The 26,040-nt window shown below is 35.7% G+C and carries 22 protein-coding genes; 4 read left to right on the top strand and 18 right to left on the bottom strand.

Translation table 11 applies throughout. The annotated features are described in order from the left end of the window. Positions 1–52: 52 nt before the first annotated feature. From F938_RS01830 to F938_RS01845, 3 genes are all read right to left on the bottom strand, one after another. Entirely contained in the window at positions 53–1,378 is a 1,326-nt protein-coding gene (locus F938_RS01830; protein WP_227567245.1) for a serine hydrolase domain-containing protein, read from the bottom strand. 1,025 nt (positions 1,379–2,403) lie between these two features. Beyond that, positions 2,404–2,712, bottom strand: coding sequence for an I78 family peptidase inhibitor (locus F938_RS01840; RefSeq protein WP_005028861.1), 309 nt, complete (start codon positions 2,710–2,712; stop codon positions 2,404–2,406). A gap of 162 nt (positions 2,713–2,874) precedes the next feature. Then, a complete protein-coding gene (locus F938_RS01845; RefSeq protein ID WP_005028868.1) occupies positions 2,875–3,984 on the bottom strand; it encodes an S-(hydroxymethyl)glutathione dehydrogenase/class III alcohol dehydrogenase in 1,110 nt (369 codons plus the stop codon). A gap of 190 nt (positions 3,985–4,174) precedes the next feature. Between F938_RS01845 and F938_RS01850 the strand changes: the two genes are divergently transcribed. Further along, positions 4,175–5,653: a phospholipase D family protein gene (locus tag F938_RS01850; protein WP_005028871.1), complete on the top strand. Its 1,479-nt coding sequence runs from the start codon at positions 4,175–4,177 to the stop codon at positions 5,651–5,653. Positions 5,654–5,706: 53 nt separating this feature from the next. Here F938_RS01850 and F938_RS01855 read toward each other — a convergent pair whose 3' ends face one another. Together F938_RS01855 and F938_RS01860 are read right to left on the bottom strand one after the other, a co-directional pair. Further along, entirely contained in the window at positions 5,707–6,357 is a 651-nt protein-coding gene (locus tag F938_RS01855) for a class I SAM-dependent methyltransferase (RefSeq protein WP_005028874.1), read from the bottom strand. 201 nt (positions 6,358–6,558) lie between these two features. Beyond that, positions 6,559–7,959 carry an aminotransferase-like domain-containing protein gene (locus F938_RS01860; RefSeq protein WP_005028881.1) on the bottom strand — a complete coding sequence of 467 codons (1,401 nt, stop codon included), beginning with the start codon at positions 7,957–7,959 and terminating at the stop codon, positions 6,559–6,561. A gap of 156 nt (positions 7,960–8,115) precedes the next feature. On the opposite strand from F938_RS01860, the gene F938_RS01865 reads away from it, so the two are divergent. Then, positions 8,116–8,979 (top strand): DMT family transporter, encoded by an 864-nt coding sequence (locus tag F938_RS01865; RefSeq protein ID WP_004830818.1) that lies wholly within the window; start codon positions 8,116–8,118, stop codon positions 8,977–8,979. Positions 8,980–9,165: 186 nt separating this feature from the next. Here the strand turns inward: F938_RS01865 and F938_RS01870 are convergent, their stop codons facing one another. The 3 genes from F938_RS01870 to F938_RS01880 form a co-directional block, all read right to left on the bottom strand. Further along, a complete protein-coding gene (locus tag F938_RS01870) occupies positions 9,166–9,756 on the bottom strand; it encodes a uracil-DNA glycosylase family protein (RefSeq protein WP_005028884.1) in 591 nt (196 codons plus the stop codon). A gap of 62 nt (positions 9,757–9,818) precedes the next feature. Continuing rightward, a complete protein-coding gene (locus F938_RS01875; protein ID WP_005028887.1) occupies positions 9,819–10,322 on the bottom strand; it encodes a hypothetical protein in 504 nt (167 codons plus the stop codon). 99 nt (positions 10,323–10,421) lie between these two features. Next, positions 10,422–11,123, bottom strand: a complete 702-nt coding sequence (locus tag F938_RS01880) for a hypothetical protein (protein ID WP_005028889.1) — start codon at positions 11,121–11,123, stop codon at positions 10,422–10,424. Positions 11,124–11,454: 331 nt separating this feature from the next. On the opposite strand from F938_RS01880, the gene F938_RS01885 reads away from it, so the two are divergent. Beyond that, on the top strand, positions 11,455–11,805 hold the full coding sequence (locus F938_RS01885; RefSeq protein ID WP_005028892.1) for a hypothetical protein: 351 nt from the start codon (positions 11,455–11,457) through the stop codon (positions 11,803–11,805). Positions 11,806–11,818: 13 nt separating this feature from the next. On the opposite strand, the gene F938_RS01890 is transcribed toward F938_RS01885, so the two are convergent. The 6 genes from F938_RS01890 to F938_RS01915 form a co-directional block, all read right to left on the bottom strand. Further along, entirely contained in the window at positions 11,819–12,544 is a 726-nt protein-coding gene (locus F938_RS01890; RefSeq protein WP_026040424.1) for an SGNH/GDSL hydrolase family protein, read from the bottom strand. Between the two features lie 128 nt (positions 12,545–12,672). Beyond that, positions 12,673–13,698, bottom strand: coding sequence for an IS30-like element ISAba125 family transposase (locus F938_RS01895; protein ID WP_010326927.1), 1,026 nt, complete (start codon positions 13,696–13,698; stop codon positions 12,673–12,675). Between the two features lie 139 nt (positions 13,699–13,837). Next, complete coding sequence (locus F938_RS01900; protein ID WP_004830827.1) at positions 13,838–14,581, bottom strand: SDR family oxidoreductase; 744 nt, start codon at positions 14,579–14,581, stop codon at positions 13,838–13,840. 41 nt (positions 14,582–14,622) lie between these two features. Beyond that, complete coding sequence (locus tag F938_RS01905) at positions 14,623–15,321, bottom strand: histidine phosphatase family protein (RefSeq protein WP_005028896.1); 699 nt, start codon at positions 15,319–15,321, stop codon at positions 14,623–14,625. Then, the gene (locus tag F938_RS01910) at positions 15,318–16,439 is read right to left on the bottom strand and encodes a phosphotransferase family protein (protein WP_005028897.1); all 1,122 of its coding nucleotides are present in this window, start codon (positions 16,437–16,439) and stop codon (positions 15,318–15,320) included. Before F938_RS01910 ends, F938_RS01905 begins: the two co-directional genes overlap by 4 nt. Positions 16,440–16,571: 132 nt before the next feature. Further along, a complete protein-coding gene (locus F938_RS01915; RefSeq protein WP_005028899.1) occupies positions 16,572–17,810 on the bottom strand; it encodes an acyl-CoA dehydrogenase family protein in 1,239 nt (412 codons plus the stop codon). Between the two features lie 106 nt (positions 17,811–17,916). Here F938_RS01915 and F938_RS01920 point away from each other — a divergent pair, with 106 nt between their 5' ends. Next, positions 17,917–18,834: a LysR family transcriptional regulator gene (locus F938_RS01920; protein ID WP_005028902.1), complete on the top strand. Its 918-nt coding sequence runs from the start codon at positions 17,917–17,919 to the stop codon at positions 18,832–18,834. A gap of 131 nt (positions 18,835–18,965) precedes the next feature. Here the strand turns inward: F938_RS01920 and F938_RS01925 are convergent, their stop codons facing one another. From F938_RS01925 to F938_RS01940, 4 genes are all read right to left on the bottom strand, one after another. Then, positions 18,966–20,870 carry a lipase family alpha/beta hydrolase gene (locus tag F938_RS01925; protein ID WP_005028907.1) on the bottom strand — a complete coding sequence of 635 codons (1,905 nt, stop codon included), beginning with the start codon at positions 20,868–20,870 and terminating at the stop codon, positions 18,966–18,968. Between the two features lie 8 nt (positions 20,871–20,878). Then, the gene (locus F938_RS01930) at positions 20,879–21,880 is read right to left on the bottom strand and encodes a T6SS immunity protein Tli4 family protein (RefSeq protein ID WP_005028909.1); all 1,002 of its coding nucleotides are present in this window, start codon (positions 21,878–21,880) and stop codon (positions 20,879–20,881) included. A 61-nt stretch (positions 21,881–21,941) separates the two neighbouring features. Beyond that, positions 21,942–22,937: a T6SS immunity protein Tli4 family protein gene (locus tag F938_RS01935; protein WP_005028911.1), complete on the bottom strand. Its 996-nt coding sequence runs from the start codon at positions 22,935–22,937 to the stop codon at positions 21,942–21,944. Continuing rightward, positions 22,930–25,668, bottom strand: coding sequence for a type VI secretion system Vgr family protein (locus tag F938_RS01940; RefSeq protein ID WP_005028913.1), 2,739 nt, complete (start codon positions 25,666–25,668; stop codon positions 22,930–22,932). The genes F938_RS01935 and F938_RS01940 overlap by 8 nt, the downstream gene beginning before the upstream one ends. Positions 25,669–26,040 lie beyond the last annotated feature (372 nt).

Raw genomic sequence — 26,040 nt, forward strand, 5'->3', positions numbered from 1 at the left:
TTGTTTCTAAACATTTATTTTCACAGTCCAGTACAAACATCATCTGATGTTATCATTTGTCCTTTTCATTGATGAGCTCAAAAGATAATTGATCAATATTTTTGTTTTTTGCATGAAACGCTGAAAGGTTGGATAAAACAATCACAGCAGTCTGATCTTTCACATTGATAACCATAGATGATGAATATCCACCTGTTCCGCCATTATGCCAAATTACATCCTTGCCATTAGGTGTTTTTAATAAGTGCCAAGCTAAACCAATTTTTAAATCTTTATTGATCTCAAAAGTCGGTGTACGTGTTAAAGCTAACGCCGTATTCTTGGCGTCAAAATGTGCACGAGCAAACTTTGCTAAATCTTCTGTGGTTGAGAGCATTCCACCTGCACCAAACAAAACGTCAAAGTCCCAATTCGGTATTATTTGACCCTCGGCATTCTGTCCTTTGACCAACTGATCAGCGAGATTATTTGAATTTACGAATGAATTTTTCATTTGATATTGATCAAAAATTTTCTGCTGTAAAAGTGTTTGAAAACTAACTCCTTGTGATTGTCCAAGAGTATAACCGAGTAATCCTGCACCTAAGTTAGAATAAGCATATTTTTTTTGCGCTATATTTTCGATTGATAATGAATCTTGAAGATATTGTTCAATCTGACTTTTACCATAATCTTTATAAGGATTGCTTTGATTAGATAAATCTAGATTATCAGGTAAGCGTGGTAAGCCAGAAGTATGGTTGGCTAAGTCTTTAAAGTTCAGTTGAATATTATTTCTAAATTTTAAAGCTGGATAAAACGAATTGATTTGATCCGTTAATTTAATTTGACCTTCATCAACCAGTGTAGCTAAAACAGTTGAGGTAAAGACTTTTGTAATTGATCCTATTTCAAATACTTTATTTTTATTTTCAATCTCTTGAAGCTTGTTATTGGTTTTAATTACACCATAATATTTGACTTTATCCTTATCAAGGATTGCAATTGAAAGCTGAGTATTATTCGGAAAATTTTGCGCATTGGTAAAGATGATGTTTGAAATCTCTTTAGGATACGTGTTCAGTGCGTTAACAGTATCGCTTTTTGTTTCTTTTTGTTGTTCATTCGGTTTAAAAAGAAGTCCACTGATGTGATTCTGATGATCGATCGAAATTTTCACAGTGAACTCCATTTTTTCAGACTTGGTTTTATAAAGTGCATAGTCACCTTGCTGCTCATTCAAAAACACTGTACTTTCAATTTTTCCTGCCTTGTTTTTTAATCCTGAAAAAAATTGTTTTGTTTTTTCAAGCGGCAGCGCTTGTTGCATTTCAGCAGAGAAATCATTAAAAATTTTCTCATACTGATCGGCATTAAAGTTGCTTATAAGCTTGTTCATGACCATTTTATAGTTTTCATTTTGTGCAAATACTGAGGTTGAAGCCATAATTAATAATAAGATTAAAATCAGTCTTTTCATAATGGGTAATAATAATTGTGAATGAGGAAAGATAATTTTTTACAGCGCGGATGCAATTAAACTATAGCAAAGATAATTTTTCAATCAAGTATGATAAATGAATTTATAAAATATTTTTTTATTCTATCTTAATATCTTTAATAAATAGTATTTTTATTTATATATTATTCACTTATTCTATAACATGATATTAATTTAAAATTATAGATTAAATCTATGTTATTTATTAAAGCGAGATATAAATGATGCACAATGAATAAAAATATGTTGTAGTATTTCAGACATAAAATGATAGGTATTTATCGGATATATCAGCTTTTTAATGGGAATTTCTAAACCAATCATATTTTGGCTATTTTGTTCATCATATCTAAATAACTGATTTTTGGTCATCAGTGAAATATTATTTCCATCCATGTTTAGTTCTTGAATTTCATAATATTTCCATTCAGGAACAGTATCAACTATGATAAATTTTGACAGACAATTTTAGGGTGTGTTGACAAATTCTCACTATTTTGAAATGCGCCTGTCGCATCAAGCGCTTGAACAAGTAGTCGTATGCCAGAACCTCCACTAAATATGCCAATTATTTTATTATTTTTATCGAAATTTAATGTTTTTAAGTGGGTTAGAACACCTCGATCTAACTCATTCGATGTTACAAAAATTTGAGTCTGGTGACATAGAAAAGTAATTTTTTGATTTAAATTCCAAATCGCTTGTAATAAAAGTTGATCAAGTTTGGTTTGCGGTTTTAAATGAATTGTTTTAAATCCTTTTCATACAATTAAACATGAAAAAGAGAATGATCAGCTATAGATAAAATGAACCTATTGATCATTTTTCTATGAAAGAGATCTATTATTTTACACATAAATAAAGATCGAATAAATCAAAATTTATTCGATCTTTACCATAACTTAATGATTTAAAGGTATAAATTAACCACAACTTGCTTGGGTAATTTTTTTAGTCACTGGGTCAACAGTAACCGTCACGCGTTCTACACGATAATCCATTGTTACACCTTGATTTGGTGCAACTTTACGAACTATCGTGGCTTGTGTAAGTTGTTTAATTTTAGCTTCAGACATATCATTTTGACCAATCAATTGCGTCGCACGTTCAGCAATACAAGTACTTTGCATATTTTGTGCTGATTGGTCTTGCGCAGCATTGGTTTGAATTGAAGAACATGCAGAAATTGCTAAACTTGCAATACCCAAACCGATAATAGCAACATTTTTCATAAAGTGACCCACTCTGAATTTTTTGAATTAAAGCGATAACATAACAAAAAATGATAAGCTTAGAATATTTTTATATAAAACTCATACATTTATCATGCAAATAAAAACCAGTAATACATGATGCATTACTGGTTGTTTAAATTCTAAACCAGTATTGGGCATTTAGAAGTTAATTACAGTGCGAATTGATTTTCCTTCATGCATTAAATCAAATGCTTCATTGATATTTTCCAAGCCCATTGTATGTGTGACAAATGGTGCAAGTTGAATATCACCTTTCATTGCATCTTCAACCATACCTGGCAATTGGCTACGCCCTTTGACACCACCAAACGCAGTACCTTTCCATGTACGCCCAGTCACCAATTGGAACGGGCGAGTAGAAATTTCTTGACCTGCACCCGCAACACCAATAATTACAGATTGTCCCCAACCACGATGTGCACACTCAAGTGCAGAACGCATAACATTGACATTGCCAATACATTCAAAAGAGTGGTCTACTCCCCATCCGGTCATTTCAACAATCACCTCTTGGATAGGTCTGTCATAATCTTTAGGATTAACAAAGTCTGTTGCACCAAACTCTTCAGCCAGTTTGAATTTTTCAGGGTTGGTATCCACCACGATAATACGCCCTGCTTTTGCTTGACGAGCGCCTTGAACAACAGCAAGACCAATACCACCTAAACCAAACACAGCAACGGAATCACCTGGCTGCACTTTTGCAGTGTTGTGTACTGCGCCAATGCCTGTTGTTACACCACAGCCCAATAAACAAACCTGTTCAGGATTTGCCTCTGGGTTGATTTTAGCTAAGGACACTTCTGCAACTACCGTATATTCACTGAAAGTTGAGCATCCCATATAATGATAAATCGGCTCGCCATTATATGAAAAACGTGTCGTTCCATCAGGCATCACACCTTTACCTTGAGTCGCACGAACCGATGTACATAAGTTAGTTTTACCAGATTTACAGAATAAGCATTCACCACATTCTGCAGTATATAATGGAATCACGTGATCGCCCGGTTTTACCGAAGTCACACCTTCACCAACTTCAATCACAATCCCTGCGCCTTCATGCCCTAAAACAGCTGGAAAAATACCTTCTGGATCATCACCAGATAAAGTAAAAGCATCTGTATGACATACGCCAGTATGCGTGATTTTCACCAAGACTTCGCCTTTTTGTGGTGGAGCGACATCTATTTCCACTATTTTTAAAGGTTGCCCTGGACCAAATGCAACCGCAGCACGTGATTTCATCGCTAAATTTCCTTTTGGTTTGGTTTTTTAACAGTTGGACTACAGTAACCTTTTTTACTTTACAGATTCAACCATTAACTTGATGATATGATTTAGTAAAATCTAAATACTCATTGTAAAAATGAATAATTCAAAGACCTTCTTCGTCTTCATTATGCTGGCTTTTTCAATTACTGGATGTCGTCTTCCTATGAATCAATCACAACAAGAACAACAGAGTCAGGTATATCAAGATCATTGGATCACAGAACCACAAGCAAAAAACATGCTAACGCAAGGTTTGACTGCATATCTTGCGATGAATGATGCCTTTCAAAGCATTGCTTCGCGCATACATTTAATTCGAAAAGCAAAATATACACTTGATTTACAATACTATATTTGGGCTGATGATTTTATTGGTAATCTCATGCTCCATGAATTACTCAAGGCAGCTGATCGTGGTGTAAAAGTCCGATTATTGATTGATGATCAAAATGGAACCAAAATAGATCGACAATTAAGCGCACTACTGACTCATCCCAATATCTCAATCAAACTCTACAATCCCTATAAGTTCAGACATTTCCGCGTGATGGACTATATATTTAGAGCACAACGAATTAATCATCGTATGCACAATAAATTGATTATTGCTGATGGTGCTATTGCCGTGACTGGCGGACGAAATATCAGCAGTGAATATTTTGATGCCAGTGAATCTTTTCAATTTACAGATATGGATGTGTTGTTTTTTGGTCAATCCGTTAATCGTGCCAACGAAGTCTTTACTGAATTTTGGAATTTTGAGCTGAGCTATCCAATTGAGCAATTTATTTCAAAAGGCTCCGCACAGGATTTAATTGATTTAAGAAAAAGTTTTGAAAAACTTGAACAAGCTGAGCACTCTACAGATGAAAAAGTAAATTTAGAGCAGAAAGAACTTGCCAATGAGCTGAATCAAAACAAAATCAATTGGGCTTATGCTGATTTCTTAGCAGATTCACCAAAGAAAAGTCTGGGAAAAGCACAAGGCAATCAATTGATTTCTCATCAAATTCATCAACATTTGGGTGATCCAAAACAAGAAATGGATTTGATTGCTGCATATTTTGTTCCGACGCAAAATGGAACAGATTTTATCAGCCAATTTCCAAAACAAAATGTCAATGTCAGAATTTTAACCAATTCTTTTGTCGCAAATGATGTGGCTTTGGTGCACGCTTTTTATCAAAAATATCGTGTTGACCTATTAAAAAATGGCGCCAAACTCTATGAGTTTAAACCTTATATAGAGCGGAAACGCCGTACATGGTATGAGGTGGTTACAGGCAATATTATTCCTAAAAAGGGTAAGAATAAGTCCAGTCTACATGCGAAATTTATCAATATTGACGACAAAGTCTTTATTGGTTCTTTTAACTTAGACCCTCGATCATTCAACATCAACACTGAGGTTGGTCTTGTACTCAAATCAGATCCTTTACAAGAACAAATTTCTGATTTATTAGATCGAACCTTGCTGACTGTTGCCTATGAGCTCCAATTAAATTCTCAAGGGGAACTGATTTGGCTGGACTACCAAGCCGATGGTAAAGTAATCGAACATCATGTGGACCCTGAAACGACAAGATTCCAAAGATTTATGATGTACAGTGTATCCTACCTTCCTCTTGAGTGGATGATGTAAGTTTAATGTAATGACACATTCAGTACCAATCAAGATATCTATCATCGTGGATTTTACAAATAGCATTCAAATAAACAAAGCCCTTTAATCTCTTTGACTAGTTCAATATCTGTATATCCAGCCTGTTTTATACATTGAAAATGCTCATGCTTAGACATATACAGCTCATTGTTCTGCATTGCCTCATCGGCAAAAATGTGATCACAAACGAGATAAATTGCATCATGCTTTAATAGTTTTTTAATTTGTTGATGAAACTGACTTGCATATTCTTTATGGCGTAATTCATGTAAAGCTTGATGGATAATCACCGCATCGAATTTACCCAATGAATTGTTCCAATCATCTTGCTTAAAATCCTGAATCACAAATTCAGCTCTAGCTAACTCATCTGATGATAACTTACTTTTAGAAAGCTCATGCATAGGTTCTGAAAAGTCTAAAGCGGTATAGAAAATATCTGGACACTGACTCAGCAAATGCTTTGCAAAGAAACCCGGACCTGAACCAATTTCCAGCACACAAAAGCTTGACTCATCTTGATCTTTAAATTGCTTTTCTTTGTATAAGTTCTGAATAAGATTGACATAATAATCAAAAAACTCATATCGCCATGGTCGTTTCTGATTCACTTCTTCAGCCCATTGCAACGCATCTTGTGGATTTCTTAAATCAATTGGACTAGGTACATCCTGAGTATTCATTGTCCTTTTTCCTTAAAAACAATCAGCAATTGCGTGTTATTTAGGCATATTTTTAAACAATAGGGAAAATGATTCGATAAAAGTTTGTAATTGTTCTTATCCAAAAAATATTTTTGATGATTTCTATAACATATCGTTTTACTGCAAAACTACTTTTTTGATTACTATAAATTCAACGTATTCATTACATCGTATATTGTATCAAGAATTCTCTATTGAACTGTTTTGTAGCTGTTGAATAGCTGTCTGTAAAATATCAAAAACCTTTTTATCAATACATTGTGCCACATTAAACCGCATGAATTGTTCACTTTGTTCTGCTTGGCTAAAGGAATTTCCGGGTGCCAAAATTAGACCATGCTTTAAACACAGTTTACTCAATTCAGCAGCTTGCACACCTTGAGGTAAAGTACACCATAAAAAAATTCCTGCTGTTGGAATAACCCATGGCTTTATTCCCAATGTCTTTAACTTTTGAATTGTTTCATTGCTCAATTTTAGTAATTGTTTCTTTAACCAATCTAGGTGTCGAGGATAACTACTATCCATCAGTGCTTGATAAATGATTTCAGCATTTAAATGGCTGGGACTGAAATTTGTCGCGATTCTTAGATCAATCAAATCATCTATAAGTTTAGGATCAGCGATGATATAGCCACAGCGAACGGCTGCTGAAAGTGTTTTAGTAAAACTTCCTATTTGAATGACATGCTGAAAACCTGCTAAAGATGCATAACGGGGTGCTGGAATATATTCAAAATCAGCAAAAATTTCGTCTTCAATAATCATTAAGTCTGTTTGTTCAACCAGTTTTGAAATTTGATAAACAGTTTGTAATGAAATTGTCGCACCTGTTGGGTTGTGGATTCCAGAATTTGTCAGATAAATTTTTGGTTTTAAGCTTAGTGCTTGCTCAAATTTTGCTAGATCTGGTCCATTTTCGGTAAAAGGAATTGAAATAGCTTGAAGGTGATGCGCCTTGATGAGTGCACGAAAATTAAAATAACAAGGATCATCAATTAAAATCACATCCCCTGCGACCAGTAAGTGTCGAAAAATTAGATCAATTGACTGTGTAGCTGAGTCAGTAATAAGAATTTGATTAAGTTGAAATTTTATTTGATATTGCTCTTTCTTTCGCGCAATCAGTTTTCGCAATTCAATATGACCATGGGGTGTTGCATAATCAATGAGCATTACGGCTTCTGATTTTGCAGCTGTTTTTAAAGCTTTACGTATGGTTTGCTCTGGCATCCAACTGGTTGGCAACCAGCCACATCCCGGTTTAAGCACCTCATTTTTTGCTTCAAGTGATTGCCTTGAAATCCATAGAGGGTCAATTTCACGCTGATAATGTATGTCAGTCTCAATAACAGGCATTGGCTCTGATTTACCTCGTACGTAATAACCAGAACCGACTCGTGATTCTAAAACACCTTCTGCAATCAGTCTTGCATACGCTTCCACGATGGTGGAAACCGAACAGTGTAATTGTTTGGCAAGTTGCCTTACAGAAGGCAAACGGGAACCTGCAATTAAACTTTTATTTGAAATTTGGTTGTTAATGAGTTGAATCGTTTGTTCTATTTTAGTTTTTTTCACAAAAATTATCCCCTAACCCATCAAAACTCAAAGCTAAATATCCCTCATTGTACTGGTTTTACTTCCATAACAGTTATTTAAAATTGTATTGGACTGTATATGTGTTTATTCAATAAATCGGCATTTAATCAGTATAAATTTATTGAGTGATTTATCATGGATAAAACAAATCTCGGTTGGATTAATGGTTTTATTGGCGTTGCAATATTTGCAGGTTCACTACCTGCAACACGAGTCGCAGTGATGGGATTTAGCCCAGAATTTCTAACCACAGCCCGTGCAGCGATTGCAGGAATAATTGGCTTGCTCTGTCTGTTACTTTTACGTCAAACCAAACCCAATTTTGCTCAATTTAAATCTTTAATGATTGTTGCTTGCGGGGTAGTGATTGGATTTCCATTATTTACAGCACTGGCATTACAAACCGTATCTTCAGCACATGCTATCGTTTTTGTTGGATTACTCCCCCTATCGACCGCAATATTTGCGGTATTACGAGGCAACGAAAAACCTGCATTACAATTCTGGCTATTTGCGCTGTTAGGAAGTGCCATTGTGATTGGCTTTATGTTTTATGAGAATCGCAATCTAAGCTTCAGTTTAGGTGATCTATATATGCTTGCATCCATTATTGTATGTGGATTGGGCTATGCTGAAGGTGGAAAACTCTCTAGAGAACTGGGTGGATGGCAAGTCATATGCTGGGCTTTGGTGGTATCTTTACCTTTAATGCTCATTGGAAGCTTTTATTATTTACCACAAAGTTTTGAGAATATTCATTGGTCAGAAACACTTGGATTAATCTATGTTTCACTATTCAGTATGCTAATTGGCTTTATATTTTGGTACAAAGGCTTGGCACTTGGTGGAATTGCATCTGTGGGTCAGATTCAACTGGTACAACCATTTATTGGACTAATACTCTCAGCCTTTTTATTGGGTGAACATGTAAGCTTGGCAATGGTTTTGGTTTGTTTTGCTGTAGTATTGTGTGTAGCGATGGCAAAAAAATTCGCATAACTATTGTACTTTTTTTATCAGTGTTTAAGTCGATTGATTTTCCTCAATCGACTTAAAACTTATGTTTATCATGGGTAATTGATAAGCGTTTTGATCAATTCCATTTAAGAATTATATTGTTTATAAGCCTTGAAGAATAATCCATCTTCTAAATATTGATTTTAAAATTAACTTCGCAATACTTTCTTAAAGTAAGCCTATTTCTTTAAATAAGTTTTTATATGCTTCGGCTTTTTTGTCCAACGCTAAAGGATAAGCTCTTGATGAAGACAGCATTCGGTATAAATTTAATTCTCTTTCTAAGTATCGTGCTTTTGAAGCTTGTCCGATCTGAGGTTTTTCAGTTCCTTCAGGCATTGATAACATCAAAGTATCTGTTGCTTTATCGCCTGTGGTCATAATACTTTTACATTCAGGAATATTTTCCAAAAGTTGAGATAAATCTGTTGGTGTTTCGATCTGTAGGAACTTATCCGAAGCATTGCCTTTTAAACGAATAACTTGATAAGCCGTATCAAAAATTGCAATGCCTTTTTCCATTAAAAAACTGCGGATCACAGCTTCTTTAAAGTTCTTGTTGGGCAAATCTAAAAAGTGATCTTTATTCTCAAAGAAAATCAAACCAAAAATCCGCCACATATCATTTTGATAGTTCGGATAGTAAAAATCCATTTTCCAACGTTCTTTTGGCGGTGGAAAGCTACCAAGCATCAATAGCTTTGCGTTTGAAGGTAGAAAAGGTTTAAGTGGATGGGTTTCTATTGTTAATTCAGACATTTATAAATAAGAAATAATTTAAGGATTCTGCTCTGATCTTAACATTATTACTTGCTCAGCCCCTAATTATATACGTCATCACATTGCTTTAAAAACATCTCAAATTTAAACAATTCAGGATCCTGCTTACTCCCCAAAATTTGAATTTTTTTGAATCCTTCTGCCTGTTTAAAAACTCGACTTGAACCTATGCCATTGTTGCATGCTTCCCATTTAAGCCTAGATTGGATTTCATCAGAGTAAAACTTAGGGATAAACTGTATTGAATCATCATCAATTTCAATATAAGTAATCAAATTTCGCCCTTCTATTCGAATCTTCTTTAATTCAACATATTTATTGATCCTATAAGGTAGACCTTGATTGGCTTGTTTTAAAAATACTTGACGCAGATAGTCATCAAAAGCCTGATTATCTACAATTTTATAATCTTGGTTGATAATACCCGCATTTAACAATAAAGCTTCAAGAGCCTCTATTGACTCAAATTCCGTTTTTGAACCATCGGCGCCAGCACAAACATTTACACTTAACAGTAGTGCAATTAGGAGTAAAAACAATCTCATATGTATATATCTTTGTTAAATAAAGCACCTTTATCAATTGTTATACTTATCCAATAAAACCACCCGTAGGTGGTTTAAATACAAAATATACAATAAAGCTCAATAACCATTCGCTTTTAACTTAACTTTGAAAGGCTCTGATTGAGCTTCTACTGCTTCTTTAAGTTCAGGCGTAATTTCAGCACCCATTTCTTCTAACATTAACAATGCAAATTCAGAAGCACTTTCAGCAAAATCTTGATTATTGATCAATGTCTTAGATAATTTTATATTCTTTGGGAAATCTGGAAAAAATTCATTAAAATCCTTTTTATCTTCAATGCCTAGATAAATAAATCTTCTCCAGTCATTGGTTTTAAGATCACGAACAAAGATAACATCTGCTTGGGTCTGCATATTTTTTTTAAACATTTCATCTTGCAATCGCATTGGAACCACACAAACTTCCCCAACGCTAGAGATATAGTTTAACTTTGGTTTTAGCAATGAAAAATCAATATTTTTATAAGAATCATCTTTAGCTAAATCCTGTTGAATTTTTACATCTTCTCTATATTTAGCATCACTGATCCACTCACCAGATGAAAAGGTTTGTCCTTGATGATTAGGCTTTAGTTTACGATCATATTCAATCTGATCATAATAATGAATGATGTCATCAAGTGTGCCATTTTTTAAGATTTCAATTTCTTTATCACCTTGCTGCTTAAAAATTTCATAGCTTTTTTCGCATTGTAAATTTTCTGCAAAAGTAAGACTTGATGCTAAAGTTGTTATAGCAATCATCATTAATTTTTTCATGAAATATTCCCTCTGTCTTTTGGGGAATACGATACGCATAATTAACTCAAAAATAAACTTTTGCTTAGAGATTTCTTCATCAATGTTGCTTTTGGGTAAAATTCAACCTCATATAAATCAAATCAATTTAACCCGCCACACTTTCATAAGATGAAATTTCTAATAAAATATGTAAAAAACTTGAATTTGTAACATATTCAAGTTATGGTAATAAAAATCATTGCACAAATTGGTAAATTATTTAATAGTTAAGTTTTTAAAGAATTGTCGAAAGACTATTTAACTGAATATTTATCAATAATTTCTTATTCACATTAAAAATCAATCTATTATGAACAGTAAACTCGTTACCACATTATTGATGATCTTCGTTCTTTCCGCTTGTAGCAAAGAGCCTGATCAAAATATGTCTAAGCAAACAGATCGCCCTACGGTGACTGCACAATTTGAACAATCAGATGAAATGATTAGTAAATATCTTGATCAGTTGGATGATCCAAATACCACATTAGATGATAAAAAAAGAATCGTATGTGTAGATTATCCTAAGGAATACAAAACAAATTACATGCCGAGTTTACTCAAATTGAATCCAGAAAATTACACACAAGCCAAATTGCTATCCGATTTGGACATCGCTTTGAGTTATTACAAGGAAAAAGAAAATATTCAATGCCCTTAATATTTTTGATTTTTTAATCAATCATTGATTTAAATTTGCTAAAAATACGCTGTGAAATCTCTTTTGCCCAAAGTTGATAGATGTCTTGACTTGGATGAAATCCATCACTCGCCTTTTGCAAATTTAAGGCTTTAAAATGGGCTAAATCAAAATGAATCAACTGGTAATTTTTATTATTTTCAATAAATTGGGCTAATTTTTCATTCATCTTGCTTGAGTATTTTCCAAACAACCACGCCAATGGATTTGGCAAAGCTGGAAATAAATTCATTGGCGGTACACCAGTGACCAAAATCAATTGTGGTGTAAATTTGGACTCAATGGTGGCATAAAACTGTTTTTGCTGTTGTATCCATTTTTTCGGGGAACGTAGTTTTGTCACATCATTGACGCCAACAGATGTAATCACAACATCAAATTGTTGGTTTGCTAACTGCTTGGTTCTCTGCAAAACTTGTAAAGTGGTATCCCCTGTTTTTGCTTCAAGTCGATAAGTCACTTCGAAATCTGTACAAACTTCCTTTAAAATTGAACCCAATAATGCTTGTTGCTGATTTTCAACACCAACACCTGCTGCGGCAGAATCTCCTAAAATCAAAATCGATAAAGCTTGACCAGTACCCAAAACGCCACTTCGCAGCCCTTGAGCTTCAGGTAATCTTGGTGTGTTTTTCTTGACTCGATAACCCTGAATAAGTAAAGCAGGCACCAGTACAAATGTTGAAAATTTCAAAAACATAACAATACCCATAAAATTCAATAGATTGAATATCCATCATCGCCAAAGGCAATTTATGCTGTCTTAGTTCTTGCATAGGTTTAAAAGTAAATTAAAGTAGTCCAGTTCAGATGAATACTAGGGCGAATTCAAACATGAGGTGCGACAGTTTGAAAAGTCTTATGATAATCAACAAGCTGAGCAAATTTCTCTAATGGTGTAAGCCAATCTAACGCTTTTCTAGGACGAGTATTCAGTGACATGGCAACTTGATTTAAATAATGCTGATCTGCCTGATTTAAATCAATCCCTTTAGGTAAATATTGCCTAATTAAACCATTCATATTTTCGCATGTGCCTTTTTGCCAGGGTGAATGTGGGTCACAGAAATATACATCTATGCCTAAATCTTCTTCAAGTATTTTATGTTCTGCCATCTCGCGTCCACGGTCATAGGTCAACGTTTTACGCAGTTCTGCAGGTAAATATTTCAGAGCTTCAGTTAAAGCCTTGCGCACTGATTCTGCCTTTGCATCAGGTAATGTTGCCAAGATACAGAGCCGTGTATTTCGTTCAATAAGTGTTGCTATCGAACTTTTATTGTCTTTACCTTTAATTAAATCAGCTTCCCAATGACCCGGTATTTTTCTTTCTTGAACTTCGGCTGGGCGCTCATGAATAGTTTTAATATCCTGTAATATAGAATCTTTTTTAGGTTCACCGTTAGCTTTTCGCTTTTTATTTTCATGACGCAGACAGGATAATAAGTCTTTTTTCAACTCACCCTTTGGTAATGCGCGTATCGTTGAATAAATCGTTGTATGGCTTACATTCATTGTTTGATCCAAATCAGGAAATGTCTTTAAACGCTTTGCTATTTGCTGAGGAGACCATAAACAACGGATCGCTTCAACAATAAATTTCCAGAGGATTGAATCGATTTTGAGTTTTCTGTGACCACGTCTACGTCTAGCGAAGGTGTTATCAGAAGCATATCGAGCTTGATAAACGTCATTGATGCTATTTCTTTTAAGCTCACGATAGATCGTACTAGGATGTCTTTTAATGAGTTCAGCAAATTTTCTGGCTGAAAAGCCTTCTTTTCTTGACTCAAGCATTAATGCAGTACGATCTTCAAAGTTAAGATGATGGTATGACAATTTTATATACTCCATAAACCCTTTAAATTAATTAGGTGGTTTATGTCGCACTTCAAGTTTTACTCTGCCTAGTTTTCTTTTAACGATAAACTCAAAAGACCCTAATGGGTCTTTTGAGTAATAAATGCTAATCACAGTTTAAAAGTAAAATGAATCAACCTAATTTATTCACCAATTTTAATGGTAATACTTTCATTGCGAGTCCTATAGGTAACCATGGCCATTGTGGGACATACGCTTTAACAGGTTGTTTCTCAATGGCTTTAACCAATAAATGTGAGCCTGTTTCAACATCGACTTCAAAAGGAAGCTTCTTGGCGCCTTCATTGATTTCAGTGCGGATGTAGCCAGGGAAAATTGTTGACACTTTGATTTGGGTATCAATTAATTCAGCACGAATGCCTTCTGCCAAGGCAGCCACTCCTGCTTTGCTAGCACCATAAGCAGTCAAGTGTTTAGGCATGCCGCGGAGAGCGCTCATTGAAGAAATCACCACCAAATGCCCGAATTTCTGTTCACGAAAAATCTCGACTGCTGCCTCACACTGTGCCAAAGCTGAAATAAAATTGGTTTCAACAGTCGCTCGGTTAATTTCAAACTTGCCATTTCCAATACGTCGTCCTTCACCAACACCAGCATTGACAATGATTCGGTCTAAGCTTCCAAAGTCTTGTTTAAACTCACGAAAGACTTGGAATACCTGTTCATAATTGGTCACGTCCAAGACTTTAGTGATGACTTTGACGCCATATTTAGATTCCAATTCCTGCTTTAAACTGTCAAGTCTTTCTAAACGCCGTGCGCAGATTGCTAAATTATAGCCTTTTTGTGCAAATTCCCGTGCCATTCCTGCACCGATTCCTGAACTTGCGCCAGTAATTAAAATCGTTTTTGCCATGATAAATTCCTTGAATAATTTTTATATTTCTCAGTGTGGTCTTAAATCCATGTCAATAACTGTGGATCTTCAACCTTAATAAAATGATGTTCATTTAAACTGAGCAATTGCGGTTCGTTCCCCACCAAACGTAATGTCGTCAGGCTGGTATTGGCAATTGCCCAATTGAGTGCGAATGTTTTGTTTGGATTCAATTCCAAAAGTTTGCCCGCAACAACTGATATTACTCCACCAGAGGTAAAAACAATTGCATAACGAGGTTTGGTTTTGGCTAAATCATCACATAGATTTTGCAATGCACCTTCGACTCGATTCTTAAAATCTGGCCAGGATTCATCATATTCATGATGATATTCACCACCCGTCCAACGATTGATTGCCCCTTCAAAAATCTTGGCTAAATAAGCACGAGGACTTTTTTCTTTAGCCACATCTTGTTTAAGCAAATGAGGTTCATTAAAACGTGGGTCATATTGAGCAAAAACCTGTTGATGATTAAACTCATTCCAATTGTGATCAGTGACAACGGCAACATCTGGAAAACTTTCAGCTAAAGAAAAATGCGCTGTTTGTTGATGCCTTTGCATCGAGCCTGCAATCACATAAGGCGCTTCTTTCAAAATTTTATCGAAATATTGACCCAATACCTTTGCCTGTAATTCACCATTTGGAGAGAGCTTATCGTAACTTTCAGCGCCAAATGATGCTTGCCCATGTCGTACCAAATAGATTGTGGTCATTTCCCTAAAATTTCCTTAAACTTTTCAATGTATTTCTGTGCAACTTCATTGGCTTCAATTTTCTGCATACCAATCAACTTTAAAGCACGAATATGTAAAGCATGGATCACAATCCAAAAATCTTTAAATGCTGGATTATCCGTTTGCTTATGGTAATAACGATAGTAAATTTGCTGCGCAATGACTGCTAAACGGAAAATACCAAAGACTTCATAGAAAGCCCAATTTTCGGGTTTTAGACCTGTTTTTTCTAAATAATATTCAACCACTTCCTTTCGGCTAAACATACCTTTAAGGTGCGTGGGTTGTCTGCGAGTAGACTTAAAGATTTGATTGTCTGTATCTTCAACCCAATATGCCAATGCAGAACCTAAGTCCATTAGAGGATCGCCAATGGTAGCCATTTCCCAATCCAGTACACCAATCACCTGTGTCGGATGCTGAGGGTCAAGAATGACATTATCAAAACGCCAATCATTATGAATCACACAACTGGTCGAATCAGCAGGGATATTTTCATTTAACCACTTACGAACAAATTTAAAGCTTGGTACATTGATGGTATGTGCTTTTTCATAACGTCCATCCCATCCTTCAACCTGACGACGACAGTAACCATCACCTTTACCCAGCTTTTCCAACTCAGTACCTTTAAAAGGAACTTGATGTAATTCAATCAGCTTATCAAGAACATTGATACATAGCTCTCGAACCTGTTGTTCATTAAAATCAAGTTCAGGCGGAAGTTTGGCACGAGGAATGATTCCTTCAATGCGTTTCATCACATAGAAATCGCATCCAATTACTGATTCATCTTGGCAAAGTGCAACCATTTCAGGCAAGACTGGGTAATAAGCTGCGAGCCATTTCTGTACATGATACTCACGTGCCATATCATGTGCAGATTTCGCTTTTGTTCCTTTAGGTGGACGACGCAAAATTAAATCTGCATTGCTATATTTTAAGCGATAGGTCCAATTCGAAGCACCACCAGAATACTGCGTAACTTCGACTGGACCGATAATTTCAGAGCCATTCTCGATCAACCAATTGCCAACTGCACGAATGTCAAGTTCTTCACCTTCACGTACTTTTCCACCAACATCAATAACTGACATGCTTTTTCCCTGAATTTTTTCTGTTTTAAATCAAAAAAACTTTGAACCGTAAGCTAAGTTTGATTTTATGTACTGACCGTTTTATGTATAACATCTTTAAGATAAAACAGTCAGCATTCAATCATTAAACTGTTACTTTTTCTTTGAAGCATATCCCCGTTTTTTTAATTCTAATTTTGCAATCATTCCTTTATGAACTTCATCAGGTCCATCTGCTAAACGTAAGCTTCGTGCTTGTGCAAAAAAGCCAGTTAAAGGGGTATCGCGAGAAACGCCCATTCCCCCATGAATTTGGATCGCCATATCCACCACTTTTTCAAGGACTGAGGGAGCAACCACTTTAATTGCAGAAATTTCAGTAAGTGCTGCCATATTACCTTGAGTATCCATTTTGTAGGCTGCGTACAACGTTAATAGTCGAGCTTGATCAATCGCTACTCGCGCTTCTGCAACACGTTCTAAATTTCCACCCAGTTTCAAAATTTCTTTACCAAAAGCACTGCGGCTCATACCTCGATCAATCATCAATTCAAGGGATTTTTCTGCAGCGCCAATACAACGCATACAATGATGAATACGACCAGGACCTAAACGACCTTGTGCGATTTCAAAACCTTGTCCCGCTCCACCAATAAAATGACTGACAGGCACACGGACATTGTTGAAACTAATTTCACCGTGACCATGTGGTGCATCATAGTCACCAAATACAGGTAACATACGTTCTATTGTTACACCTTGTGTATCTACTGGAACCAGAACCATTGAGTGTTGATGATGACGGTCTTTATTTACATCAGGTGTATGCGCCATAAAGATAATAATTTTGGCATTGGGATCGCCTAAACCTGAAGACCACCATTTACGACCATCTAAGACAATTTCGTCACCATCCACCACAGCTGTTGCCTGCATATTGGTTGCATCAGAGGAAGCAACAGCAGGTTCTGTCATACAAAATACTGAACGAATTTTGCCTTCTAATAGAGGTTGAAGCCATTGTTGTTTTTGCTGCTCTGAACCATAGCGCCAAAGCACTTCCATGTTGCCGCTATCTGGAGCATTACAATTAAATACTGTTGGTGCTAGTAAACTACGTCCAGACAGTTCAGCAATATGGGCATATTCCTGCACTGACAAGCCTGCCCCTAGTTCTGGATCTGGCAGAAACATGTTCCAAAGCCCTGCTTTTTTTGCTTTATTTTTAAGAACTTCTAATTGTGCTGGCCATTGCCACGTTGTCCAGTCACCGCCTTGGTTAAGGTGATGAACTTCATTCCAAAATTCTGTTTCTACAGGTTCAATTTCATTTTCAATAAACGCTTTGGTCCGTTCGACATATTCTTTTGCACGTGCTGAAAGCTCAAACATTTTTATCTTCCTGTAAAATCTTTTGATCAATATTTGGATAACGACCTTTACTTTACATTAGCTGAAAATTTATTATGAACCAAATGATTTAATTCAATATCAGACTATGAATATGATTCATAATAATACGCATCTAGACCTATCAATTTTCAATCATGTTGATATTAATTTATATCCACTTTTTATCGCCATCTATGAGCAGAAAAGTATTTCTAAAGCGGCAAAAGTCTTGTTTATTACACAATCCGCTGCAAGTCATGCCTTACAAAGATTACGACAACATTTGCAAGATGATTTATTTGTACGCGTGGGCAGTAAAATGTTACCTACACCTTTTGCTGAACAGATCTATCCCACTGTGCAGAATGCATTATTTTCTTTTCAAGATATTTCTAAACAAAAACAAATGTTTGATCCAAATTCAATACAAACACTGAGGGTTGCTGTACATGATGAAATTGAACCGATAATTTTCCCCCGCTTAATTCAACATTTTCAGAAATTGAACTTGAACATCCAATTTTTAAGCACGAAATTAGATCGTAAAAATGTTGTTGTAGATTTGGCTACACAGCAAGTGGATTTTGTGATTGATTTAGAACAAAACTATGGTGAAAAAATTAATTATCAAAACTTAGTACAAGATCAGTTTGTGATGTGTAGCCAACATAAGCAAATGAATCGTAAGCTTTATTTTTCATCACCGCATATTGGAGTGTCTTCACGCCGTACAGGTGTGCTCTTGGAAGATATATATTTGAATAAAGAACAGTATAATCGACAAATTTTTTTACGCTGTCAGCATTACTCAACTGCGCTGCAAGTTTTAGCACAATATCCTGAAGCGATTTTAACAATTCCAAAACAGATTTTGTCGCATCTGAATATTGAAGATTGTATTCATATTTTTGATATTCCAGTTGATTTACCTGTTTTAAATATGGGCATCTATTGGCATCAAGCTTTAAGTGAAAATTCTAGACATACTTTTTTAAGAGATGAAATTTTTAAAATTTTTGCTTAGGCTATTTTAGTAATGAAAATTTTATATAAACATCATTAAGACTTAACTCATACCTCATTAAGTCATGATCTCGCTCATTTTAGTTATTCCATTATTTTTGGTCCTTAACATAAATTTAAAATTTAAATCATTCATGGATGTTGAGTTGTTTGCTTATTACATTGTTCAGCTTCAGCACCAAGCTTTAAAATATTCACAATATGTGCAATACAGTAGATGGTATTCAGTTGAACATGTTTATTTTCAAAGCTTTTTGAATGCTCATAGCCATTGATAATAAAAGTTTCTTTAGGACTTCTACCCTCTGCGCGCACATCTTGTCCAGATTGATAGCTCACCGTACCATCTCCTGCACAAGTCGGTTTTAAATCCAAATAAAATGTCGCTTTATTGGTTTTTGAAATTTTAAATTTTTCATCCAATAAAATCTCTCTTACACCATCTTTTTTATATGCATTGTCTTGTAAATTATGCGCCTTGGTTCCGTCTATTTTTACTGATTCGTTTTCATCAATTTGACTCGTCTCTGCTGCGTTAATATCTGTACGGTCTTTGATATTAGGGAATTCAATGATCTGTTTCTTGCCATATAAACTCATTAATTCAATCAGTTCTTCTTCACTCGTAATGTTCAGGACTTCTTTACAACGCCAAACCACCTGTCCAAATGCTTTATAACTTCCATCAGCAGCATAGTTCGCATAAGTATTGCTATGGTAAACATCTTTAATATGATCGTGTAACCGTTGTACAATAACTAAAGTATCTTTATATACATCAAAAATACTATCATACCCCTCCTTATCAACTATTTTCGCAATCAAACCCGCCGGATCAATAAAATCAGGGTTAATCATTGCCCACCAACAATCTTTACGTTGGTAAATATCAGTATAGGGGTCATTACTTTTTGGCAATGTTGCCGTGATTTCTCCTGTTGGTGTTTGAGCTTTAATGACCAACCATGCGCTTGGATTTTTCGGAAAATCTATACTATTTGAATAGTTTGAAAAAGGTAATAACTCCAAACCACCTGGCGCACTTGCTAATGTTGCAGTCAAGCGTTCAGAGGTATCGCCAAACATAAATTTAGTTGCCCAAGCTAATGCACTATTGAGTAACCCTGTAGAAGCTTTCCATCCATCCCAACCCACAGTAAGGCGTTGATAGACTGCTGGTGCACCACTACCCGGCATTGCACCATGAACCACTCCTGCAATCTTATCTTTGACTTTATCATTTTGGATTAATGCACGAGTCACCAATCCACCCATAGAGTGGCTAACAATAATGAATTTCTTAAATTTTGCTGTCGGAAATTCTTTTTTCACTTGTGCCATGACTTCATTATTAAGCCGATCAGCAACTTGATCCGCTGACTTCATATTGGTCTGTAACCAATTATAGCCACAAGCAAACACTGGAAAGGCATAATCTGCCAACTCCTCATGTTGTGCCAAGTTTAATAAATCAATCGTATTTTGAGCAGACCAGTGATTGAGGTTTTTTTCAGTGTCTTGATTTGCATGTTGAACTATTTTTTCCCATTCCGCTGTACCATTAAACTTATCCTTTTCTTGATCTTTTAATTTTTTAAATGGACGATTTAACTGATTTTCCATATAAATCAACAAATCAGCATAACCAATAGTGATCACTGATCCCCAGCCACGTGCTAAAGCAAGCTCTTGGGTAAGATACGGCAGATCCTTCTTATTGATTTTAACATTGCCATCATAGCCCACTTCTGTGGTTTTAGGATTTAATGCAATTTGTCGCGCGCGAGCATCGCGTTTACTGTACTGAATAATTGTACTCAGTGAAATTCGGGGATACCAAACTTTATTTTTCTTTTTATCTTTAATATTTGAACCCATAATGCCTGGAATAAAAATAATGGGAACCACATATTTGGCAGGTGCAAGAATTTCACACTCAGTTTTGACGCTACTCGGTGTGGTTTGTGACACATAGGATATCATTCCTGATTCGTATAGCGTTTCATATGGTTCATGGCTGTGTATATTGTTAGACATTGTTATTCTCAAAATTTACGGATGGTTTTTAAAATTGATTCATAAAGTTTAATTGCATCGACCTGGTGTAAACTGCTACTTTGAGTCAGCGGGGAATCATATCCAGTGTCTACTTCAAAGCTAATTAAAGGGTCTTGATTGTTATTGGCAGTACCTGTATGTTCCCATAATGCACTTATGCCATCTCTACCTTTCATTTTTTCCACTGATATCCACTCTTGACCGGTTAAGTGACTAGTCTGTTTTTCTCCTTTACGAATATTGCCTTTGTCTATTTGAAGCTGACTTTGACCTACCTCTTTTAATTTCTTTTCGATGCGTGGAATCATTGGTAAAACATATTCATCATTGGTCTCTGCTTCAAAACGTAACACAACTGTTGGATAGTTTTTAAAATCAAATGCATGAGTCTGAATGCTATAACGATAGCGCTGAGTTTCATCTTTGATAAAACCTTGATAGATACATTGCCCTACTTCTTTGGGAACTTCATGTTCAGGACGATAACGTAAATTTCGAACCAGATTTTGAAGAGCTTCATTACTTTTCTCAGTTCTTTTAGGAGAATCACTATGTCCACCTTCAATCAAAAATACAACATTCTTGTCCCATACAAAACCAAACACTGTAAAAGGATGCCCTTCGTTCTTAGACTTTTTCCCTTTAATGATTTTAGTTAATCGACCATCTACGATTTGTTCTTTCGGATCATCTGTTATAAACCAACCGTATTCAGAGTATTCCTTTCTGACTCGTTGAATAGCGTCATCAAAATCTTGTTTGGTGGCTTTGTTTTGCGAGCTAATCGTAAATGAATCGTATTTATCATAACGTTCAAGTGGATTGGCTTCGGCTGGAATATCAACGACATAGCGCCCAATACAATAAGGTTTTGTTTTTTCTAAATTGATCATGTTATTTCCACTATTGTTTATTTCAGATTTTGCAGTAATGCAGCCTACACTCATCAAGCAAGTGCTTAATAATAAAAAAAATAATATTTTGTTCATTGGTAGTCTCTTTTAACTTTACGTGCTTGAGTGCTAGATTATTTTTTAAATATTGACATCCTTAAAATTTTCGGATGGTTTTTAAAATTGATTCATAGAGTTTTAATGCATCGATCTGCTGTAAACTGCTACTTTGAGTCAGCGGGGAATCATATCCAGTGTCTACTTCAAAGCTAATTAAAGGGTCTTGATTGTTATTGGCAGCACCTGTATGTTCCCACAATGCACTTATGCCATCTTTACCTTTCATTTTTTCCACTGATATCCACTCTTGACCAGTTAAGTAACTAGTCTGTTTTTCTCCTTTACGAATATTGCCTTTGTCTATTTGACGCCGACTTTGCCCTACCTCTTTTAATTTCTTTTCGATGCGTGGAATCATTGGTAAAACATATTCATCATTGGTTTCTGCTTCAAAACGTAACACAACTGTAGGATAGTTTTTAAATCTAAAACCAAGTTTTTGGATGCTATAACGATAGCGTTGAGTTTCATCTTTGATAAAACCTTGATAGATACATTGCCCTTCTTCTTTGGGAACTTCATGTTCAGGGCGATAACGTAAATTTCGAACCAGATTTTGAAGAGCTTCATTACTTTCGGCTGTCCACTGTGGTGTATCACTGTGCATACCTTCTATTAAAAATAATGTCTTTTTATCCCATACAAAACCAAACACTGTAAAAGGATGCCCTTCATTCTTAGACTTTTTCCCTTTAATGATTTTAGTTAATCGACCATCTACGATTTGTTCTTTTGGATCATCTGTTATAAACCAACCGTATTCAGAGTATTCCTTTCTGACTCGTTGAATAGCGTCATCAAAATCTTGTTTGGTGGCTTTGCTTTGCGAGCTAATCGTAAATGAATCGTATTTATCATAACGTTCAAGTGGATTGGCTTCGGTTGGAATATCAACGATATAACGTCCGATACAATAAGGTTTTGTTTGATCTAAATTAAGTATATTGACATTACTATCATTAGCGACAGAATTGGCACATATACTGTGTGCTTGGATAATCAAAAAAGCCATTAAAATACACTGTTTAATCATCGACATATCCAAGTAATGTGACCTTGGCTTTGGTCATGGCAAGCGAGGTCACTAGATCAGTTTTACCTTCTGCATCTGTGATACCTTCAATGATTTTTCCATTTTCAGTTTTAATTTTATACTTCATATTCGGCATTGCTTTACCTGCCTTATTTCGTAACACAAAAAATTCATCATAGTCCACTTGTAGTTTAGGCATCGCTGTTAAATCAGTATTTAAAGTATCTCCTGGCATGGTTTTGATTTGACCAGCTTTTAACGACAAAGTGCCAGGACAAACAATATCAATATTCCCGCCCTCCATTTTGAAGAAACTGCCGCCAGATGCGATCAATATCCCTTTACCACTTTCGATTTTGACAAAATCATTTACCGAATACAGATGCATGAGTTCTTCTGAAGCAATTTTTAAGCGATCTGCTTGCGATTCAATTTCTACAGGACCTTGCCCAGCTTTAATTTTGATTCCAGCAGTTTTAGCAAAGAGTGAAATCTTATCTAAAACATTTGCTAAAAATCCTCGACCAGAAAATATTTGAACATTACGTTCAGTGCTTAAATCTATATTTTCTTTAGCTTGCGCAATAATTCCTTGATCTGCATCTAAAATCAGCGACTCTTTGGCATCAATCGCGATATAAGGTGTTGAATTTGATTCGTTCCATTGAGGTAAATTTGTCTTAATTGTTTCTTGCAAGCTCAGTTCTGGTTCAGTTGTTTGATGTTTATACGTTGCCGTTTGAATCACTTTATTTATTGCTAAAAATTTTTCGATATTCTGTTGTAAATGATGATGATCGAGTTGCTTTCCTAAAGCATTCTCAGCTTCTTCTGTGGTAATCAAGATACCTTTGGGTGCACGCATTGCGCTCCACTGATCAGTCCTTAACTCAAAACCCTCTCCACGACCTTCACTTTCTGCGGTTTCTTTAGGGTGACTTAAATTGCCCAAATTCAGTTGACTCGCGCCATGACTCGATTGTAATTGTGTGCTTATTTGTGTAGTCGTATCATCAAACCTGAGTTGCCCAAAGCCCTCCCCAGCGACCTCTTTTGAACGAATACCACTGAGCTTTTTGGTGTCAGGTAGTTTGCCTTTAATATCGAACTGGGTTGGATTTCGATGTCCTTCATGAATCCGTCCAGTAATAAATGGTCGATCAAGGTTTCCCTCAAAGAAATCTACCGCGACAATCTCTCCGACACGCGGGAGAAATCTTGCGCCATAACCTTCACCCGCCCAAGGGGTAAGCACATCGACCCAAGCGGAGTCAGTGTCATTATCATTAGCTCCTGCACCGCCATCATGGGCATGGTCTTCTGTTCGGGTAAACAAGAAACGAATTTTTATTCGTCCCCATTCATCGACATAGATTTCTTCACCATCCCCCACCACAATGGCACGTAGAACATATGTAGTTGGACGATGTGTTAATGGATGATATTCAGGTACAACACTTACATGCCGTCGTACCAAAGTTAATTCGTTGCCTTGACGCTCTTGTTGACGGTCTTTGTTCGTTTGCCAGTGACTCAGGGTGAGGAGTTTTTCAATTTGATCTTGAATGTCTTTGGGAAAATTGTTCTGATTATAAAAATGCTTACTTAATATCAACATCTCATTGTTTTCGCTATGATTCCTATCCAGCTCTGGATGACCTGTTAACTTAAACCAATAGCCGACCTGTATATCACGTACACTACTCTGTGCCTTAAAATATTTGGCTTGCAAAGCTTGGTATTGATTTAGTTGGGTACTCAACTTCTCTAGTTGATGATTGCCTGATGTTGTGGCTTGATCTTGACCTTTAAGATCACGAATCCAAGCAGGAGAAATACTCCACGCTTGTTCTAAACTTAAACTTTCATTGTCTCTATTTGCACTGTGTTTATGTGCACTCAGAATAGAACCACTGCCATCTTCCTGCGCTAAACTGTCTGCTTGCCAACGTTGTACATGGATTGCTGTTGACTGTAAATTGCGTTCAGCAATCAAACTGGTAATACTGTCATAAGCTTCAGTCGCATTTGATCGATGATAGCGAATGTTGCGACGTTCAAGTGCCTTAAACTGATCATTGTGATCAATTAATCTAAGTTTTTGTGGTTCAATACTTTGATTGTTGTTTAAAGCAATAAAATCAGATTCATCAATCAGCCAATTGATTGATTCCTCGCGTAGAATCCGAGTCAAATATGTGTAATCAGATTCGTTCAATTGCATAGAAAACGGGCGTACATCATAGCTCTTGCTGAGACCACTCAGGTCCAGTTTTAAACTGGATGCAAACAAAGCGCTTTTGGCTCTCCATTCATTGAAAATTATTTCAAAAATTTCAGGAACACTTTTATCTAAAAACACCCGACTATTATGACGCTTATGCCATAAGCTTGTTGCATCTTGCAGGGTCAAACGATAAAGCGTAAAAGCCCCATCTGATTGTCCCTGACTCGCCCCAGTAATCATCCCTGTAGTTCTAAACAGCTTACCTGAATCTGTGACTTGATCTACAGAGACTTGGCAACCGATAAACGCTTTAAGTTCAATAAATGGATTGAGAGACAGGCAAATCAGTTCTGCTGACAATCCTTCATTGATGGCGTGATAACCATCAATACGTTGTAACATCACTTGTGCACTGAGTTCCAAGTTTGAAAATTGAACACTAATTGCGCGTTTTTGTGTCCCATATCCCATTTTATCAAGAATAGTAAAAATATTATTCAACATTATTATGACCTTATTTTTAATGTAGAAAAACTTAACACAAAATTTAAATATACTCAAATAATAATGATAGTTATTATTGATTATCGTTGTTGGCGCACAAACACACCCTTTTAAACTATTGATTTAAATAATAAAAAACTACAAAAAACAAAATTTTGTGTTTTAAACATATGTACTTAATTATCATAATTAAGTACATAATGGTCGCTGCTTTGCAGCCACTTTAAAGAAGATAAAAATCATCAATCAAAAATTATTTTTTTTACGGTACAGTTTTATCTGTACACGTTTTATTGTTGAGAATGTGCACCTTTAATTAATTTGAATTCGCCAGATTAAAAACTAAGTATTTTTAGTCGTTTATCCAGTTTA

The sequence above is a fragment of the Acinetobacter bereziniae LMG 1003 = CIP 70.12 genome (assembly GCF_000368925.1).
GTDB classification, from domain to species: domain Bacteria; phylum Pseudomonadota; class Gammaproteobacteria; order Pseudomonadales; family Moraxellaceae; genus Acinetobacter; species Acinetobacter bereziniae.